Origin of the sequence: Nocardia sp. NPDC050697 (assembly GCF_040654395.1) — a bacterium.
Taxonomy (GTDB): Bacteria; Actinomycetota; Actinomycetes; order Mycobacteriales; family Mycobacteriaceae; genus Nocardia.
Map to the genome: position 1 here is coordinate 56,214 of NZ_JBFAHY010000003.1, position 19,043 is coordinate 75,256.

15 protein-coding genes are annotated in these 19,043 nt (G+C 71.8%); 2 read left to right on the top strand and 13 right to left on the bottom strand.

Annotated elements, in window-relative coordinates; all coding sequences use genetic code 11:
* Nucleotides 1-33 precede the first annotated feature (33 nt).
* The 8 genes from truA to infA form a co-directional block, all read right to left on the bottom strand.
* The gene (gene truA / locus AB0H71_RS12175; protein WP_357020338.1) at nt 34-894 is read right to left on the bottom strand and encodes a tRNA pseudouridine(38-40) synthase TruA; all 861 of its coding nucleotides are present in this window, start codon (nt 892-894) and stop codon (nt 34-36) included.
* A 4-nt stretch (nt 895-898) separates the two neighbouring features.
* Complete coding sequence (gene rplQ, locus AB0H71_RS12180; RefSeq protein ID WP_357018659.1) at nt 899-1,408, bottom strand: 50S ribosomal protein L17; 510 nt, start codon at nt 1,406-1,408, stop codon at nt 899-901.
* Between the two features lie 53 nt (nt 1,409-1,461).
* A complete protein-coding gene (locus AB0H71_RS12185) occupies nt 1,462-2,520 on the bottom strand; it encodes a DNA-directed RNA polymerase subunit alpha (RefSeq protein WP_357018662.1) in 1,059 nt (352 codons plus the stop codon).
* Nucleotides 2,521-2,619: 99 nt separating this feature from the next.
* Nucleotides 2,620-3,225 carry a 30S ribosomal protein S4 gene (gene rpsD / locus AB0H71_RS12190; RefSeq protein ID WP_357018665.1) on the bottom strand — a complete coding sequence of 202 codons (606 nt, stop codon included), beginning with the start codon at nt 3,223-3,225 and terminating at the stop codon, nt 2,620-2,622.
* A gap of 22 nt (nt 3,226-3,247) precedes the next feature.
* On the bottom strand, nt 3,248-3,661 hold the full coding sequence (gene rpsK, locus AB0H71_RS12195; RefSeq protein WP_040731638.1) for a 30S ribosomal protein S11: 414 nt from the start codon (nt 3,659-3,661) through the stop codon (nt 3,248-3,250).
* Nucleotides 3,662-3,669: 8 nt separating this feature from the next.
* Nucleotides 3,670-4,041, bottom strand: a complete 372-nt coding sequence (gene rpsM, locus AB0H71_RS12200) for a 30S ribosomal protein S13 (protein WP_067646720.1) — start codon at nt 4,039-4,041, stop codon at nt 3,670-3,672.
* 186 nt (nt 4,042-4,227) lie between these two features.
* Nucleotides 4,228-4,341 (bottom strand): 50S ribosomal protein L36, encoded by a 114-nt coding sequence (gene rpmJ / locus AB0H71_RS12205; protein WP_040686659.1) that lies wholly within the window; start codon nt 4,339-4,341, stop codon nt 4,228-4,230.
* A gap of 100 nt (nt 4,342-4,441) precedes the next feature.
* Nucleotides 4,442-4,663, bottom strand: coding sequence for a translation initiation factor IF-1 (gene infA / locus AB0H71_RS12210; RefSeq protein ID WP_003418601.1), 222 nt, complete (start codon nt 4,661-4,663; stop codon nt 4,442-4,444).
* Between the two features lie 911 nt (nt 4,664-5,574).
* On the opposite strand from infA, the gene AB0H71_RS12215 reads away from it, so the two are divergent.
* Nucleotides 5,575-7,707, top strand: coding sequence for an AAA family ATPase (locus AB0H71_RS12215; protein WP_357018670.1), 2,133 nt, complete (start codon nt 5,575-5,577; stop codon nt 7,705-7,707).
* 15 nt (nt 7,708-7,722) lie between these two features.
* On the opposite strand, the gene AB0H71_RS12220 is transcribed toward AB0H71_RS12215, so the two are convergent.
* The 4 genes from AB0H71_RS12220 to eccD all read right to left on the bottom strand — a co-directional run bounded on the left by AB0H71_RS12220 (nt 7,723) and on the right by eccD (nt 15,403).
* A complete protein-coding gene (locus AB0H71_RS12220; protein ID WP_357018672.1) occupies nt 7,723-8,112 on the bottom strand; it encodes a DUF4254 domain-containing protein in 390 nt (129 codons plus the stop codon).
* A 338-nt stretch (nt 8,113-8,450) separates the two neighbouring features.
* A complete protein-coding gene (eccCa, locus tag AB0H71_RS12225) occupies nt 8,451-12,506 on the bottom strand; it encodes a type VII secretion protein EccCa (RefSeq protein ID WP_357018675.1) in 4,056 nt (1,351 codons plus the stop codon).
* Nucleotides 12,507-12,515: 9 nt separating this feature from the next.
* A complete protein-coding gene (mycP, locus tag AB0H71_RS12230) occupies nt 12,516-13,901 on the bottom strand; it encodes a type VII secretion-associated serine protease mycosin (RefSeq protein WP_357020341.1) in 1,386 nt (461 codons plus the stop codon).
* 74 nt (nt 13,902-13,975) lie between these two features.
* Nucleotides 13,976-15,403 carry a type VII secretion integral membrane protein EccD gene (gene eccD / locus AB0H71_RS12235; RefSeq protein WP_357018678.1) on the bottom strand — a complete coding sequence of 476 codons (1,428 nt, stop codon included), beginning with the start codon at nt 15,401-15,403 and terminating at the stop codon, nt 13,976-13,978.
* Nucleotides 15,404-15,678: 275 nt separating this feature from the next.
* Between eccD and eccA the strand changes: the two genes are divergently transcribed.
* Entirely contained in the window at nt 15,679-17,502 is a 1,824-nt protein-coding gene (gene eccA, locus AB0H71_RS12240) for a type VII secretion AAA-ATPase EccA (RefSeq protein WP_357018681.1), read from the top strand.
* 9 nt (nt 17,503-17,511) lie between these two features.
* Here eccA and eccB read toward each other — a convergent pair whose 3' ends face one another.
* Nucleotides 17,512-19,008 carry a type VII secretion protein EccB gene (eccB, locus tag AB0H71_RS12245; RefSeq protein WP_357018684.1) on the bottom strand — a complete coding sequence of 499 codons (1,497 nt, stop codon included), beginning with the start codon at nt 19,006-19,008 and terminating at the stop codon, nt 17,512-17,514.
* Nucleotides 19,009-19,043 lie beyond the last annotated feature (35 nt).

A 19,043-nucleotide genomic window follows, 5' to 3' on the forward strand; every position in this document is an offset into this window, starting at 1 on the left:
GCCGGAGGCGATGCGAGATACGCCGCGTGCGGATCAGCCGCCGCAGCAGGAGGCGGGGGGCACGGTGCGCATCTCGCGGGTCTGGGCATTCCGCGCGGCCAGGTCGGAATCGGCGGGGTAGTCGACGGCGACCAGACTCAACCCGTGCGCGGGGGCGACGGTGACCGAGCTGGAGCGTTCGCGCTGGTCGAGCAGGCTCCCGACCCACTCGGGCGTGCGCCGCCCCTCCCCCACCGCGAGCACCGCACCCACCAGGCTGCGCACCATGGACCAGCAGAAGGCGTCGGCGCTGACGTACGCGGTGAGCGCGTATCCGGACTGCTCCCAGTCGTAGCGCTGCAACTCGCGCACCGTGGTCGCCCCCTCGCGCCGCCGGCAGAAGGCCGCGAAATCGTGCAACCCGAGCAACTTCTGCGAGGCAGCGCGCATGGCCTCCAGATCGACGGCGCCCTTGGTGGGCACCACCCCGCGCGCGGCGAGCGGATCGGCACCGTACGGCGCGGTGGTCAGCCGGTACACGTAGTGCCGCCGCACTGCGGAGAACCGGGCGTCGAACTCCGCGGGCGCGAGCCGGGCACCGGTGACCCGCACATCCTTCGGCAGGAACCGCGCCAGCCGGTGCACCAGCTTCCCCCCGTCGAACTCCCCCGACGTGTCGAAGTGCGCCACCTGCCCCTCGGCATGCACCCCGGCGTCGGTACGCCCGGCGACGGTCAACTGAACGGTCTCCCGAAAGACCTTGCTCAGCGACTCCTCCAGCACCCCCTGCACGGTCCGCAACCCCGGCTGCCGCGCCCACCCGGTGAAATCCGTCCCGTCATAGGAGATGTCGAGCCGCACGCGAACGAGCCCGCCACCCTCGCGGGTAACGGGCTCGTCGCCGGAATCCGGAATCAGCTCAGGATTCCTTCTTGTCCTCGGCAGCAGCCTCGGCCTCGGTCTCCTCGGCGACCTCGGCCTCGGTCTCCTCGGCGGCGGGCGCCTCGGCGACCGGCTCGGCCTTCTTCGAGGCCGCCACGCGCCGGGCGCGATCGGCCTCGTTGGACACGGTCTGCTCCCGGACCAGCTCGATCACGGCCATCGGGGCATTGTCGCCCTTGCGCGGCAGCGTCTTGATGATGCGGGTGTAGCCGCCATCCCGACCCTCGAACGACGGGCCGATCGTGGCGAACAGCTCGTGCACGACGGTCTTGTTCCGGATCACCTTGAGCACCTCGCGCCGGTCGGCGAGGGTGCCGCCCTTCGCCTTGGTGATCAGCTTCTCGGCGTGCGGGCGCAGCGCCTTGGCCTTGGACTCGGTGGTCGTGATCCGACCGTGCTCGAAGAGCGCCGTGGCCAGATTGGCGAAGATCGCCTTCTGGTGCGACGCCGACCCGCCGAAGCGAGCACCCTTCTTGGGCTTGGGCATTTCACTGTCTCCTTATGAGAGGCCGCGGCCGGGGGATGCCTCCCCCGGCGGACCTAGAGCTGTTCGGTCTCGGCGTAGTCCTGCTCGCCGCCGTCGGTGTCGCTGAACGTGCCGCTGTCGCTCCAGGTCCCGGTGTTCGCGTCGTACCCGACCACGGAGGACGGGTCGAACGAGGCCGGGCTGTCCTTCAGCGAGAGGCCGAGCGCGTGCAGCTTGACCTTGACCTCGTCGATGGACTTCTGGCCGAAGTTGCGGATGTCGAGCAGATCCGACTCGGTGCGGGCGACGAGCTCGCCCACCGTGTGCACACCCTCACGCTTGAGGCAGTTGTAGGAGCGGACGGTGAGGTCCAGATCCTCGATCGGCAGCCCGAACGAGGCGATGTGATCCGCCTCGGCCGGCGAAGGGCCGATCTCGATGCCCTCGGCCTCCACGTTCAGCTCGCGGGCCAGGCCGAAGAGCTCGACCAGGGTCTTGCCCGCCGAGGCGAGCGCGTCCCGCGCGGTGATGGAGTTCTTGGTCTCCACGTCGAGCACCAGCCGGTCGAAGTCGGTGCGCTGCTCGACGCGGGTGGCCTCGACCTTGTAGGTCACCTTGAGCACCGGCGAGTAGATCGAATCGACCGGGATCCGGCCGATCTCCGCACCGGACGCCTTGTTCTGCACGGCGGGCACGTAGCCGCGGCCCCGCTCGACGACCAGCTCGATCTCGAGCTTGCCCTTGTCGTTCAGGGTGGCGATGTGCATGTCCGGGTTGTGTACGACGACGCCGGCCGGGGGCACGATGTCACCGGCGGTGACGGTGCCCGGGCCCTGCTTGCGCACGTACATCGTCACCGGCTCGTCCTCCTCCGAGGACACGACCAGGCCCTTGAGGTTCAGGATGATGTCGGTGACATCCTCCTTCACCCCCGGCACGGTGGTGAACTCGTGGAGCACGCCGTCGATGCGGATGCTCGTGACCGCGGCCCCCGGGATCGAGGACAGCAGGGTGCGGCGCAGCGAATTGCCGAGGGTGTAGCCGAAGCCCGGCTCGAGCGGTTCGATGGTGAACTTCGAGCGGTTCTCCGCGACGACCTCTTCGGTCAGCGTCGGACGCTGGGAAATCAGCATGGGATCATCCTCCTGTGTGGGCGCCCGCTATTTGACGCCTCGTGGTGGGGGTGTTGCGCGCGGCCGCCGCGGACGGCGGCCACGCACCAGCAGCGCTGATTACTTCGAGTAGTACTCGACGATCAGCTGTTCCTGCAGCGGCACATCGATCTGGGCGCGCTCCGGCTCCTGGTGGATCAGGATCCGCAGCCGGCCCGGCAGCACCTGCAGCCAGCCCGGGACGGGCCGGTCGCCGACGGTCTCGCGCGCCACCTGGAAGGGCAGCGTCGGCAGCGACTTCTCCTTGACGTCGACGATGTCGTACTGGCTGACGCGGTAGCTCGGCACGTCGACCTTGACGCCGTTGACCAGGAAGTGGCCGTGGCTCACGAGCTGACGGGCCTGCCGCCGGGTCCGGGCCAGGCCGGCGCGGTAGACGACGTTGTCGAGGCGGGTCTCCAGCAGGCGGAGCAGGTTGTCACCCGTCTTGCCCTTCTGCCGGTTGGCCTCCTCGTAGTAGCGGCGGAACTGCTTCTCCATGACGCCGTAGGAGAAGCGCGCCTTCTGCTTCTCCTGCAGCTGGAGCAGGTACTCGCTCTCCTTGATCCGCGCCCGGCCGTGCTGGCCGGGCGGGTAGGGGCGACGCTCGAAGGCCTGGTCGCCGCCGACCAGGTCGACGCGCAGACGACGCGACTTGCGGGTGATGGGTCCGGTATAACGGGCCATGTCGTTCTACTTCCTTTCCCGCTTAGACGCGACGCCGCTTGGGCGGACGGCAGCCGTTGTGCGGCTGCGGGGTGACATCGGAGATCGTGCCCACTTCCAGGCCCGCGGCCTGCAGCGAACGGATCGCGGTCTCGCGGCCCGAGCCCGGGCCCTTGACGAACACGTCGACCTTCTTGACGCCGTTCTCCTGCGCCTTGCGGGCAGCGTTCTCGGCGGCCAGCTGGGCGGCGAACGGGGTCGACTTGCGCGAGCCCTTGAACCCGACGTGGCCCGACGACGCCCAGGAGATGACGTTGCCTGCCGGGTCGGTGATCGACACGATCGTGTTGTTGAACGTGCTCTTGATGTGCGCGTGGCCGTGCGGGACGTTCTTCTTTTCCCTGCGACGCGACTTCTGGGTCTTCTTCGGGCCCGAGGCCCGGCTCTTCGGAGGCATCGGTTCCCTTACTTCTTCTTACCGGCGACGGTCTTCTTCGGACCCTTGCGAGTGCGCGCGTTGGTCTTGGTGCGCTGGCCCCGCACGGGCAGGCCGCGACGATGCCGGATGCCCTGGTAGCAGCCGATCTCGATCTTGCGGCGGATGTCGGCCTGCACCTCGCGGCGCAGGTCGCCCTCGACCTTGAGGTCGGACGCCTCGATGTAATCGCGGAGCCGGGTCAGGTCGTCGTCGCTGAGATCCTTCGACCGCAGGTCGGGGCTGACCCCGGTGGCGGCGAGGATCTCGTGGGAACGGGTACGGCCGATGCCGAAAATGTAGGTCAGCGCGATCTCCATGCGCTTTTCGCGCGGGAGATCGACGCCCATGAGACGTGCCATCTGGCAGGTTCCTTAATGTTGCGGAGGTCTGCTCCCTGTCCATCCCCTCGTCTGGGGCACCGGCCTCCGTTCCGGTGGTGAGCGCACACGCCCGGGTGGATCTCACGACCCACCCGTTCCCAAGCGTGTGGCTGGCGCTGGGAGTTTCTTCGGTCAAGCCCGATCAGCGATCGGTGCTCGGTGGTGTCAGCCCTGACGCTGCTTGTGCCGCAGGTTCTCGCAGATCACCATGACCCGCCCGTGCCGGCGGATCACCTTGCACTTCTCGCAGATCTTCTTGACGCTCGGCTGAACCTTCACGTCCGTCCAATCTCTTACTGTGGCCCACGGGGTGTGGACACAACTTTTCCCCAGCCCGACGGCTGGGGAAGCTTTCCTTCGTGCTCGCGGGGCGAGCCCGTCACTTGTAGCGGTAAACGATCCGGCCGCGGGACAGGTCGTAGGGCGAAAGCTCGACGACCACCCGATCCTCGGGCAGGATGCGGATGTAGTGCTGCCGCATCTTCCCGCTGATGTGCGCGAGAACCTTGTGCCCGTTCTCGAGCTCGATCCGGAACATCGCATTCGGCAACGGCTCGACAACCCGACCCTCGACCTCGATGGCCCCGTCTTTTTTCGCCATGTCCTCCGCGATCCCGGTTACGCTCAACCTGGTGTGATTGCTGTTCTGGTGCTACCGGCGCCCGCACCGCACCGTCCGGACACCAGCGAACAATCGAACGTCGAAAACGGATCGAATGTTCCCGGGTGAACGCATGCCTGTAGGCGCACCGTTGCTCCAGCTTACCGAGGGGCCGCCGATCAGGCAAAATCGCCCCTTCCGCGCCGGGTCCGGCCGGTCCCGTAAACTGACCTCGAGTCCAGCGAAATGCTCCAGCACATCGAGGGGGACAGGTGAGCCGCAACGACGACGGCCTCCCCATGCTGCCGCCGTGGCTCTCGGAGAGCGAAGTCACGCAGGTCGGGTACGAAGCGCCCGTTCAGAACCTTCCGTCCGAGGACGAGGGGGCGGCGCCGCGGCGGTCCCGGTTTCGCGGTCGTGCGCCCGAGGGGGAACGGCCCGAGGCGGGGCGGCGGGAGAAGCGGCGGCGCGGGTGGCGGCGGGGGGACGAGGCGCCGGCGGCGGTCGAGGGGCATGGGCCGGCTCTACGCGACGATTCGGGTGCGGGGCTTTTCGCGCCGGGGGGTAATGAGTTCGGCCACGGAGCGCCCCGAGGGGAGTTCGCGCCGCAGACCGGTGAGTCCGGTCATGGAGCGCCTCAGGGCGAGTTCGCATCGGGCAACGGTGAGTCCGGATACGGGACACGGCAGGGCGAGGTCGCGCCGAGCAACGGTGGGCCCGGCCACGGAGCAACCCCGGGTGAGTTCGCCCCGGGCAACGGTGAATTCGGCCATGGAGCGCCGGGGGACGGTGCGCCCGGGTTCGGGCAGGGGCGAGTCGAGTCCGCGCCGAGTGGTGAGTTCGGGATCGCGCAGCAGCAGGGCGGGGTGGCGCCGGAGCTGTCCGCGCCTCTGGACGGGTCGAGCGACGGTGTGCCCGGGTTCGACGGGCGCGAGAGCGATTTCGCGGATAGCGGGGGCGGGCTCGCGCGGCACGAGTTCGGCATAGCCGGACCGGGGGACGAGGCACTGCGGGATCCGCGGACCGGCGCCACCGCGCCGGAGGAGAGCGCGCGCCCGAGCTTGCCGACGCGGAACCCTTCGCGCCCGTCGAGCGCGTTCCAGCCGCTCGGCGCGGGGGCGAGCGCCGCGGGCGGGCTGCGGGAGGCGTCGAACGTCCGGGAGCGCCGCAGGGCGCGGCCCGACCTGCCGCCTCCGCCGGAGCGGCTGCCCGCGCCGGCCGGCGCCGCGGACGAGGAGCCGGAGGAGGCCGCACCGCATCGCGATCTGGCCGGCTTCCGCGAGGGCCTCTCAGCGCTGCACCGGGACGCCGAGCCGGAAACCGAGCCCGACCGGGACGAACCGCTGGAGCGGGGGCAGATCGGCACGCCGGACGCGCTTCCGCCGCGCGCCCCCGTCGCCCCGGCCACCGTGAGCAGCGTGCCGCCGTGGCAGGGGCCGACCGGTTCGGGCCGGGCGTACGGTCCGCCGCAGGTGGAGCAGCAGGAGAGCGCTCCGGAGCCGCCCGCGCCGGAGCCGGATGGGTCCGCCTACCGCTCGGCGTCGAGCATGCCGGTGGCACCGCAGCAGTTCGACGTGCCCGCGGCGGGGCCGCTCTACCCACCCGCTCCCCCGCACGCCGCGCCCACCGCCTACCCGACGCCGCCGACCGGGAACGGCACCGCCGCACCGGTTCCCGCGCCGCCGCCGCCCTACAGCACCGCGCCCACCAATGACGCGCCCTACGGAGCCGCACCGAGCGAGTCGCCCGCGCCCTACGGCAGCGCACCGGCGGACGAGGCACCGCCTCGCTACGGCACCGCGCCGACCAGCGAGCCACCCCCGCCCTACGGGAGTGCACCGAGCCCCGCGGCTTCCTTCCCCTACGGAAGCGCACCGGCGAACGAAGCGCCCTCCCCCTACGGCCCCGGCGCGAATCAGGCTGCGCCGTACGGCGATCCGCCCCAGCAGTACCGCTCGGAGCCGAATCAGCCACTCGCGAGCCAGGTTCCGCCGCAGTACGGCCCCGGACCGAACCAGTCACCGGGGAATCAGGTTCCGCAGCAATACGGCCCCGGCCAGGGGCAGAACCAGTTCCACCAGGGCAGGCAGTTCAACGCGACGCCGCCGAACACCTACGGCTCCACCCCGCCCCCCTCCCTGGACGACGTCCCCATGCGGCGCGCCAAGAAGTCACCGGGCAGCGGCTGGCGCAAGGCCGTGCACCACGTCTCCGGCGGCGCCATCAACCCGGGCATGTCGGCCGAGGAGCGCCGGCTTCAGGAACTGGTGGCGCGGATCAGGCAGCCGGTCCGCGGCGACTACCGGATCGCCGTGCTCTCGCTCAAGGGCGGCGTCGGCAAGACCACCACCACCATGGGGCTCGGCTCGATCTTCGCCTCGATCCGCGGCGACCGGGTGATCGCGGTGGACGCCAACCCGGATTTCGGCACGCTCTCCCAGCGGGTCCCGCTGCAGACCCGCTCGACCGTGCGCGACCTGCTGCTCGACCCGGCGATCCAGCGCTACTCGGACGTCCGCAGGCACACCTCGCAGGGCACCTCGCGGCTGGAAGTGCTGGCGAGCGAGCGCGACCCGGCCGCCTCCGAGGCGTTCAGCGACGAGGAGTACCGCGCGGTCGCGCGGATCCTGCAGCGCTTCTACAACATCATTCTGACCGACTGCGGCACCGGGCTCATGCACTCGGCCATGACCGGCGTGCTCGACACCGCGCACTCGCTGGTGCTGATCTCCTCGGCCGCCATCGACGGCGCGCGCAGCGCGGCGGCCACCCTGGACTGGCTCTCCCTGCACGGCCACGACCACCTGGTGCGCAATGCGGTGGTGGTGATCAACCTGCCGCGCGAGGGGTCGCCGACGGTGGGGGTGCAGCACCTGCGCGAGTACTTCCTGTCGCGCTGCCGCGCGGTGCACATCATCCCCTACGACGGGCATCTCTCCGAGGGCGCGGAGATCGACCTGCACCGGCTGCACAAGAACACCAAGCGGGCCTACGTCGAACTCGCGGCGACGGTGGCCGACGAGTTCGCCGTCTTCCGCGGCTGAGCTGCCGCGGCGGGGTCACCACTCCGGTAGCCGACGCCTGCCCTCGAGCACGTCGCGCACCAGGTCGTCGTAGCCGTCGGCGAGTTCGGCCAGGTGGTGCCACGCGCTGTGCAGCCGATCGTCGTCGGCGTCGAGCGTCATCAGGGCGCGGTGCGCGCGCACCGAGGACTCGGCGAGGCGGTCGATCACCGCGCCGATGGTCTCGGTGTGCAGGGTGGCGCCGAGCCGGTGCTCCGGCACGCTGCGCGCCACCCAGTCGTCGATCGCCATCACCAGTTCGCCTCTGCGGCGATCGATCTCGAGCACCGCGGCGGGCGCGATCGACGTCTCCGGGCCGCCGGGGCCGATGCGCCGCTCGTGCAGCACCGCCAGATCGCGGGCGAACCAGAGCAGCGGTCCGCCCACCACCCGATGCCCGCGCAGCGCACGGAGAAGCCGATCGGAAAAAGGTAGCTGCCCCGTTTCCGAGGCCCGATCCCCCGGATCGGCGCCTCGGGCCGCGCCGGGAAAGGTCGTCAAGACCGTAGAACTATCCGAACCTGCCACGTTGCCTCGCAGTCATCGCCGCACAACACCGGATCAGAGCGTTCAGAACCCTGACTACACTAAACGCCAGAAGGTCCCTGTCAAGCGAAGCCCCGCCCGCGACCGGAGCCCGTTTCCGAAGCGTTATCCAGCGCCCGCCCGCCGAAATTCCTTGTCGGCCGATGGTTTTACAGCGAAGACCGGTGGGTACGCGATGCTCACTGGATCGGTGGCAGGTGCGCGATCTGCACCATCTCCAGTCCGCGCGAGCGGGAGATGAGCATGCCGCGCCCTGGCGGCAGCTTCTGCGGCCGGACGTCGCCGAAGAGCTTGCCCTCCTCGCGCGGGCCGCTCATCAGCAGCGCGTCCACCGACATGTTCTTCATCGCGCCCATGACATTGTCGAAGAGCGCCCTGGAGGCGCCGCCCGACCGGCGGGCGACGATCAGGTGCAGCCCGATGTCGCGGGCCTGCGGCACGTACTCCATCAGCGGCAGCAGCGGGTTCACCCCGGTGGCGACCATGTCGTAGTCGTCGACGACCACGTAGATCTCCGGGCCGGACCACCAGGAGCGCTCGCGCAGCTGCTGCGGCGTGATGTCCGAGCCGGGGATGCGCTCGGCCAGGTACCTGGCCAGCCCGCTCATCATCTGCCCGGAGGTCTGCGACGAGGTGCTGTAGCCGGCCAGGTGGTCGCCTTCGACCACCCCGAGCATGGTGCGCCGGTAGTCGATGAGGATCACCTTGGCCTGGTCCGGGGTGGCGTTCTCCAGGATGCCCATGACGATGTTGCGCAGCAGCGTGGTCTTGCCGGACTCCACGTCGGCGAGCGCCATGAAGTGCGGCTCGGTGCCGAAGTCGAGGACCAGCGGCTCCAGCTCGTTCTCGCCGATCCCGACGACGACCCGGGTGGGGCTGGTCCGGATTCCGTGCTCGGCGGCGACGGCGAGCACGTCCGCGCGCTCGATCAGCAGCGGCAGCATCCGCACCTCGGGCGCGCGGCGGGCGCCCCACAGCTGCTCCAGCTGCTGCTTGGCCGCGGCGACGCCGTCGGGAAGGGTGCCCGGGTCGGAGTCGGAGTCCAGCCGGGGCAGCGCGACCAGCATGTGCAGCTGATCCGGGGTGAGGCCGCGGCCGGGGCGGCCCTGCGGCACCAGCGCGGCGGTGCGCCTGCCCATCTCGGAGTCGGTCGGGTCGCCGAGCCGCAGCTCGATCCTGGTGCCGATCTGGTCCTTGATCACCGGCCGGATCTCGCCCCAGCGGGAGGCGGCGAGGATGACGTGGATGCCGAACGAGAGCCCCTGGCCCGCGATGGCGTTGATCTGCGGCTCCAGCGTGTCGAACTCCTCGCGCACGGCGGCCCAGCCGTCGATCACCAGGAAGACGTCGCCGAACTGGTCGGCGGCGAGCAGGTCGCTCGCGTCGGCTTCGGTGCCGTTGATCAGCCTCGCCTCCAGCTGGGCGAACTTGCGCCGCCGGAACTCGGCCATGGACTCGATGCCGAGCTCGGCGAAGCGCTCCTCGCGCTGCCGCAGCAGCGTGGTCAGCTCGGCGATGGTGCGGCGCACCCGGTCGCTGTCCAGCCTGCCCGCCACCGAGCCGACGTGCGGGATGCCGGAGAGGCCGGAGAGGCTGCCGCCGCCGAAGTCGAGGCAGTAGAACTGCGCCTGCTCCGGGGTGTGGGTGGCGGCGGCGGCCATGATCAGGGTGCGGACCGCGGTGGACTTGCCGGACTGCGGGCCGCCGACCACCGCGACGTTGCCGAGCGCGCCCGCCAGGTTCACCGTCAGCACGTCGCGGCGCTGCTCGTACGGCTTGTCGATCACGCCGATCGGCATCCACAGCTGACCGTGCCGGTTCACCGGCGAGCGCCAGTCCGGGTCGGGCAGCAGCATGTCGACGGTGGGCGACTCGTCCAGCGGCGGCAGCCAGACCTCGTGCGCCGGGCGGCCGTGCCCGGTGAGGCGTTTGACCACGACGCCGAGCAGGGTGTCCGGCAGCCCCTCCTCCGTGGCGGCGGCCGCGCCGGGCGGCGGGGGCAGCTCCGGCAGCCCGGTGCGCTGCCGGACGACGGGTTCCGGCCGCTCCGGCATCGGCACCGGAGCCGCGGTGAAGACCGCGGGCGACTGCCCGCCGATCACCCCGCCCGCCGCCTCGCGGCCGGTGCTCGGCGAGACGTACGGGCCGGAGACGTACGTGGCGTTGAAGCGCAGCGGGTCGTCGGCGTCGCTCTTCAGGTAGCCGGAGCCGGGCACCGACGGCAGGTGGTAGGCGTCGGTGATGCCGAGGACCGCGCGGGATTCGTTGGCGGAGAAGGTGCGCAGCCCGATCCGGTAGGAGAGGTGCGAGTCGAGGCCGCGCAGCTTGTTCTCCTCCAGCCGCTGCGAGGCGAGCAGCAGGTGCACGTGCAGCGAGCGGCCGAGCCTGCCGATCATCACGAACAGATCCGCGAAATCCGGCTTCTGCGAGAGCAACTCCGAGAACTCGTCGACCACGACGAAGAGCGCGGGCAGCGGGTCGAGCGGCGCACCGGCGGCCCGCGCCTTCTCGTAGTCGGTGACGTTGGCGAAGTTGCCCGCGGAGCGCAGCAGCTCCTGGCGGCGGTTCATCTCGCCCGCCAGCGCGTCCTTCATCCGGTCCACCATCGAGAGTTCTTCCTCGAGGTTGGTGATCACCGCGGCCACGTGCGGCAGCGAGTCGAGGCCGAGGAAGGTGGCGCCGCCCTTGAAGTCGACGAGCACCAGGTTCAGGTAGTCGGGCGAGTGCGTGGTCACCAGGGAGAGCACCAGCGTGCGCAGGAATTCGGACTTGCCGGAGCCGGTGGCGCCGATGCACAGGCCGTGCGGGCCCATGCCGTTCTCGGCCGACTCCTTGATGTCGATCTCCACGGGGGTGCCGTCCGGGGTGATGCCGATCGGCACCCGCAGCCGTTCGCGCGCGGTGCGCGGGCGCCACACCCGGGTCGGGTCGATCTGCGCGGCGTCCGGGATCCGGAGCAGCGACATCAGCCCGGGGTCGGTGCGGGTCTCGTCGCCGAGGCTGACGATCTGCGCCGCGGTGGCGATCCGGTAGCGGGCGAGGCCGCGGGCGAAGGCCACCGCCTCGGCGGTGCTCACCCGGTCGGCGGTGGCGAAGCGCTCGGTTCCCGCGGCGCTGCGCGCGCTCACCGCGCCGTCGGCCACCACGAGTTGCAGGCCGCGGCGGACGGCGAGGCCGTTCTCCGGGGCGGTCAGGTCGAGCACGGTCACGGCGTCCAGGCCGGACTCGGAGACCAGGCGTTCGCTGCCGCTCACGTAGCCGTCGTCGATGACGACGACGAGGTGCAGCCGGCTCTGCCCCGGCTGCGGATTGCGCATGAAGCGGCCGCGTTCCAGCAGCTCGTCGCCGAGCGCGGTCTCCAGCTCGCCGAGTGAGCCGTACATCATCCTGGCCGAGCCCATGCCGTCGCGCTGCGCCGGATGCTGCAGGTGCGGGAGCCATTTCGCCCAGGCCCAGGTGGGGCCGTCCGGATCGGCGCAGACCACGGCGACGGCCACGTGGTCCGGGCCGTGGAACGCGGTGAACTGCATCAGCATCGCGCGCACCAGGGTGCGCGACTCCTCCGGGTCGCCGCCGATGTTGATGGCGGGGAAGGCGCGCAGCGAGACCGCGGTCGGCAGCTCGTGCACCACCGAGTGGGTACGCACGAAGCGCCGCAGCGCCACGGTGGAGACCGGCTCCAGATCCTCCAGCGGGCCGGTCTCCGGCCTGCCCAGCTTGGTTGCCAGCCGATGGCTGCCGACCCCGACCCGGACGTGCCCGAAATCCGGGTCGGCCGGGCGGCGCTCCCACATCCGTCTCGTCCCGGTCACCGACGGCAGGTCCGACGGCTCCGGGTGACTCCAGAGCAACGCCTCCAGCTGCTTGTTCCCGGTGCGCCGCACGTCCTTCCTGAGCTGGTCGAGGTAGCGGAAGTAGTCCTTGCGCTCCTCGTTCAGCTCGGCGGCCGACTTCGGGCCGCCGCCGCGGAAGCCCGCCATCATGCCGACCATCGACATGATCATCATCATCGGGAACATCATCATCATGGGGTTCTGCAGGAAGTTGCGCCCCATCATCACCATCATGGCGATCATGCCGACGACGGCGACCACCATGACCACCGGCATGAGCTTCATCAGCAGCGGCATGGGCAGCGGCCGCTGGATCTCCGGCGGCGAGTTCAGCGCCACCTCGCCGCCGGGGGCCCGGGGCGGGGCGATCCGGGGCCGCCGGACGAAGCCTTCGGTCACCATGGTCGGCTCCTACCTCTCTGCGGAATCGACGTCGAGCGGATCCGGGTCGTAGAGCGGATCGCTGTGGCTGCGGCGGAACGGAATCGCCAGCACGGCGCCGATGCCGAGCAGCGCGAGACAGGTCACCGTGCCGATCGCCGCGACCCGGCGCGGCAGCGGGTCGGGGCCGGGCGGGCGCACCGGGCCCGCGTGCGGCCGCGGTGCCTCCGCGCCCGCGCTCACCGGGGCGGGCGGGAGTTCGGCGGTGAGCGCGGCGACCGGGTCCACCAGCCCGTACCCGATCCGCTCGTCCCGGCCGCGCCCCGGCGCCTGCGCGGTGCGGGTGATCCGCTCCATCACCTGGGCCGCGCTCAACTCGGGGAAGCGCGCCCGCACCAGCGCGGCCAGCCCGGCGACGTACGGCGCGGCGAAGCTGGTGCCCTCGATCGGCCGGACCCCCTCGGCGGTCCGCACCCCGTCGACCAGGCCCGCGCCGCCCGGTCTGCTGTCCAGCGAGACGATGCCGCGGCCGATCGCCGCCGCCCGCACCCACGGGCCGTGCAGCGAGAGCTCGGACGGCCTGCCGTCCGGGTCGACCGAGCCCACCGCGAGCACGTACGGCTCGAACCAGGCCGGGCTGGCCACGGTGGCGAAGCCGTTCCAGCCGCTGCCCTCGTTCTGGGTCTTGCAGGCGCCGTCGGTCTGCAGGTTGCCCGCGGCCGCGACCACCACCACGTCGCGGTCGTAGGCGTACTTGACGGCGGCGCCGAGCGCGCCGTCGGCGGTGTCCGAACCCGCGGCGGCGCAGGCCACCTCGGAGATGTTGATCACCGTCGCGCCCATGTCCACCGCGCGGACGACGGCGGCGGCGAGGGTGAGCACGTTGCCGTAGCCGGTGGGTGCGATGGCACCGGGCGGCGGGTTGGAGCCGCGGTTGTCCTTGGGTTCGTAGGCCAGGCTGAGCTGACGGATGGTGAGGATCTCGGCGTCCGGCGCGACCCCGGCGAAGGCGTCGTCCGGCACCGGGCGGGCCGCGATGATGCCCGCCACCAGCGTGCCGTGGCCGTCGCAGTCGACGGTGCCGTCGCTGTCCGCGACGTAGTCGCCGCCGGATTGCAGCGCGGGCAGCCGCGGGTGCCGGTTCACCCCGGTGTCGATCACCGCGACCTTCTGCCCGCCGCCCCGGCTGAACTGCCAGGCGGCCGGGAGGTTCAGCACCGCCTGCGCGATCGGCGGCTCGACCGGCGCGGCGCCGGTGAGCAGCGGCTCGGCGCAGAGCGAGCTCTGCTCGGTCGGCTCCAGCGGGGCCGGCCGGCCGCTGAGCGCCTGCGCGGCGCCGAGCGCGCCCTCGTCGATCGCGGGCGGCCCGGCGGCGAATGCCGGGCCGGGCGCGCCGAAGACCACGGCCGCCAGCACGGCAAGCGCACCGCAGAACCCCGCGGGCCGCCGGAGCCCGCCGGGCGCCGGGGTCTTTCGGGCAGCGCGCGGGCTCACAAGTTCAGGTTCCTTGCCATCGAGTACACGCCTGTGATCCACAGCACGAGCGGGATCACCGAGCAGATCAGCAGGTACTCGAAGATCTCGCCGAACCGCCTTGTCACCGGGGTGATCTCCAGGTGCGGGCCGATCACGCCCGCGGCGACCGCCGCAGCGCCGAACGCGAGCAGGAGGCCGCCGGAGAGCAGCGCGAGCCCGGTGTCGCCGAGCGCGAGCCCGGCGAGCAGCCCGACCACCACCAGCGCGCCTGCCCCGATCAGCGTGCCCGCCTGGGCCAGGTCGGCGAAGGCCCGGCCGCGCAGGCAGAGGATGATCGCGGCGATCACGGCCAGGGTCAGCCCCTGCCAGCGCACCTGGCCGAGCGGGTCGGCGGCGCCGAGCGCGCCGAGCAGGGCGGCCAGCGCGCAGCCGATCAGCAGCCCGGTCTGGTAGCGGTTGGCGGCCTCGGCGCGCCTGCCGAGCCCGGCCGCGGACGGCAGCGCGGTGGCGCCGATGGCGCCGATGCCCTCGATGGCCGGCCGGTGCTCGTGATCGGCGGGGTCGATGGCGGCGCCCGCGGTCGGCACCGGGGGCACCGGCAGCCGGGCGAGCAGCGCGGCCAGCCGCGGCACCATCGAGATCAGCGCGACCCCGCCGACCAGCAGCCCCGCGGCGATCTTCGGCAGCGCCGGGTCCCAGATCATCCGCACGGCCGCGGCGACCCCGCCGAAGCCGGCGATGGTCACCGCCGCGGCGCAGAGCGTCGCGCCGACCGCGGTGGCCCGGTACATCGCGACCGCGAGCACGAGGGTGACCGCGAAACCGAGCAGCAGGTGCGGGCTGCCGAGCTCGCCGGGGACGAAAAGCGCCGCGCCGCCGAAGAAGAGCAGCAGCGCGCAGAGCGAGAGCCAGACGCCGGTGAGCTCGTCGGCGTAGCGCCGCGCCGCCACCACCGCGCCCGCGGTGGCGGCCGCCGCCGCGCCGACCGCGATGAACGGCGCGGCGATCCCGCCGCCGTTCCCGCGGTCGAGCAGGAAGAGCAGCAGCGCCAGCACCGAGATGCCCGCGGCGCCGAGCAGCCCGGTCCAGCGCGCGGCGGCGGGCGACCAGCCGCGGAAACCGTCGTGCGTGAGCCGGGACACCGCGTCGATGACGTCGTCGAAGAGCGCGGGCGCCTCCTTGGCGTCGACCGCGCGCAGGACGAGCAGTTCGCCGTCGTACACCTCGGCCTCGCCGAGGCTGCGGCTCGGCGGGATCGGGTCGCGGCCGAGCCGGGCCAGCGTCCAGTGCGTGCTGCGCAGCGGCACGCCGCCGTCCTCCGCGTCCACCGGCGCGGGATCCCGCGACTCGATCAGCGCGACCAGATCACCCATGAAGGAGGCGATCGGCACGGTCGCGGGCAGCCCGACATCGAGCTGGGTGTTCCCACCGATGACGGACACACGGCACAGCTCCGGTTCGACGGCTTCGACGCCCCCGCTCAGCGACTCGGTCAATTGCCGAACGACCCCAGTTCTTTTCCGAACGTTTCCGAACGCTCCATCTGCTCGCCACCTCGGATGTCGAATTCGACACGCGCCGAATCGAAACCGAGATCGTGACCAGGGATGCCGGACCTCCACGTTGCAACCTACCGACAGCGAAACCTAATCTATCGGACAGACCCTGCCCACGCGATCGTCACCGATCGCGCTTCGAGATTCGGAGTTCGCGAACGATGAGCGGCAATCGGCAAGCGCAGCGCGCGTTCGACGCAGGCGTGCTGTCCCTGGGTCTGGTGGTGGACGGCCAGGAATCCACGCGTGATCTCGAGTACGCGCAATTGGCGTTCCAGCGTGCCACCGAATGGGATCCGGCGATGTGCGACGCCTGGCTCGGCCGGGCCGCCGCCGGCGAGGTCACCCCCGAGGTGCTCGCCAACCTGCACCGCACCAGCACCGAGACGCTCTACCGGGAGCAGCGCAGGCTCGGGCTGCCGCCGCGCGCCCTGGCCGGCCGCTTCCTGGCCGGGCTCTACATCGACTACCCGCTGGCCGGCTACACCGAGATCTGGCTCGCGCAGGCGGCGCAGCTGATCTCGGAGCAGCAGTACGACGAGGCGGAAAAGGTCCTCGACGAGCTGGATCGGCACCGCAGGGCGGTGACCAACGACCCGGACCGCGCGGCGGACGACCGGATCACCGCCTACATCCGCGGTGTGCTGCACTTCACCACCCAGCGCTGGCCGGACGTGATGAGCGTGCTCGCCGGCTCGGCCGAGTGGGACGATCCGTACCTCGGCACCGGCGCGCACGTCATGGTCGGCACCGCCTGCGCCCAGCTGGGGCTGTTCGGCGAGGCGATCCGGCGGATGGAGCAGGCCGAGACCGGCCCGATCCCGGCCGCCCGCACCACCGCCATGTTCTGCCGCGGGCTGTGCCTGCGCGAGACCGGCCAGGAGGAGCAGGCGCAGGCGCTGTTCGAGAAGGTCTACTCGCAGGCACCGGATTTCGCGCCGAACACCGCGGCGATGCGCGACCGGACGTACCGGATCACCGTCACCACCAGGGAATCCATCGAGGCCCGCACGGACAGGTGGGATCCCGCCTCCGCGCCGTCGATGGAGGAGATGCGGGACGCCGACGCGGAGGACCGGGCCAAGAAGATCCTCGCCGACGCGCGGGCCGAGCTGGACAGGCAGATCGGCCTCGCCTCGGTGAAGACGCAGGTGGCGAAGCTCCAGGCCACCGCGCAGCTGGCCAAGATCCGGGCCGAGAAGGGCATGGCGAGCGTGCCGCGCGGCAACCACCTCGCCTTCACCGGCCCGCCCGGCACCGGCAAGACCACCATCGCCCGGGTGGTGGCCAAGATCTACTGCGGCGTCGGCCTGCTCAAGACCGACAAGGTGGTCGAGGCCAAGCGGATGGACCTGGTCGGCCAGCACCTGGGCAGCACCGCGATCAAGACCGACAAGCTGATCGACACCGCGATGGACGGCGTGCTCTTCATCGACGAGGCGTACACCCTCATCCAGACCGGCCTCTCCGGCGGCGACGCCTTCGGCCGGGAGGCGGTGGACACGCTGCTGGCCCGGATGGAGAACGACCGCGACCGCCTGGTGGTGATCATCGCCGGGTACGACGGCGAGATCGACCGCCTGCTCGCCGCCAACGACGGCCTGGCCTCGCGCTTCGCCAAGCGGCTGCAGTTCCCCTCGTACACCCCGGAGGAGCTGGGGCAGATCGGCAGGCTGATCGCCGCCAGCCGCGACTCCGAATTGTCCGAGGGCGCGCTGGAGCTGCTGGAGCAGGCCTGCCAGCAGCTCTACACCACCGAGCGGGTCGACCAGAGCGGCCAGCCGCGCCGCGGCATCGACCTGGCGGGCAACGGCCGCTTCGTTCGCAACATCGTCGAGGCGGCCGAGGAGGAGCGCGAGTTCCGCCTGGCCAACGACGAGACGCTGGACCTGTCGGCGGTGGACGAGTCGGTGCTCATGCGGATCGAGGCGCCGGACATGCAGGCGGCGCTGACCGCCGCGCTCTCCTCGCTCGGCGTCTCCTGAGCGCGCCGGCTACTTCGCGGCGGGCAGCACGTCGTGCGTCATAAGCGCGTCCCGCGGTGACAGGGTCGGGCCCGGCACCAGTTGCCCGACGATCGCCCACGGCGCCAGCCGCGGCGCGTCGCCGAGGCCGAGCACCGCCGCGGTCTCCATGTCGGGGACCTCGTACCGAATCCCGTTGTCCGCGACGTAGAACAGGCTGCCGCGCCGCGGGCTGCCCGGATCCATCCCGGTGACGTGCACGAATTCGCCGGTGGTCGGCTTCAGGTACACCGCGTCCACCCGGTCGCCGGCGCCGTCCGAGGTGGCGAGCTCCACCGGCACGTTCCCCTCGTTCAGCGGCAGTTCGGCGCCGACCAGCAGCGCGACCGCCGCGCGGTCGGTGCGGCCGTCGACGGCGGCCGGATCGTCCTGCCGGTTCTTGGACCAGGCGGCGCAGGCGACCGGCGCGTCCTCGGCGGAGACGATCTCCGGGGCGCGCTCCGGGAAGTGGTCGACGGGCAGCCGGTTCAGCAGGGCGACGCCGGTCAGGGCATCCGGCGGCACGGTCGCGATCTCCCGCATGCCCTGCGAGTTCGCGGTGCGGATCACCTCGGCGGTGAACTCGCCGACCCGCTGCACGCCGTCCGCGAGCACCACGTACAGCGTCGCGGGGTCGCCGCGGCCGCTGCCCGCGACCGAGATGATCCCGCCCACCGGCACCGCCGAGAGCGGCCCCGGCCCCGGCGCGCCCGCCTGCGGGATCTCCGGCGGCGCCAGCGGCGGCACCGCGGTGGCCGCGCCGAGCAGCCCGGTGCCGACCGGCCGCGGCCGGTGCGCGGCGAGCCGCAGGCTGCGCGCGACGACCGGGTTGTTCGGGTCCACCTCGGCGCGCTTGCCCGCGTAGAGCAGGTAGGTCTTGTCCGAGCGCTTGACCAGCACCGCCTCGTTCTCGGCGGCGCGCCGCACCCGCTCGCCGAGCTGCGGGGCCGCGGCGATCACCGTGGTCGTGACGCCGTTCGCGGAGGCCGCGCTGCCGGTGATGGAGAGCTGCACGGTGTCGCAGAGCGACCAGTCCGAGCGGTCGCCCTGCGCCGAGCCGGGCAGCGCGGCCGGCGCGCCGGGGATGCCGATCAGCGCGCCGCGCGGCATGGACGCCAGCTTGCCGTCCTTGACCGGCTTCGGCGCCTCGCTGCTGCCGGTGACCAGCCGGGCCGAGGCCAGGTTCAGCACCGGGTGCAGCGTCTGCTCGCCGTTGTCGGCGCCGACCACCACGTACAGCGCGCCGCTGTCTTTGCCCATGACGATCGCGGCGTCGCCGACGGCGCCCTGCGGCCGCAGGAAGGCCATGATCGTGGCCCCCGCGACCACCAGCAGCCCGAGCACCGCGCCCACCCAGAGCGAGCGGCTGTGCGAGCGCATCGGATCGTGCAGCATCCGGACGTCGCGCCGGACCAGGGCGTGGTCGAGGCGGCGCAGCAGGAATCGGTATCCGTTGACCTGCGCCCTCGTGGTCAGCTGAGCCGGCACCGCTGCTCCATCGCCAGAACCCCTCTTTCGCGCGC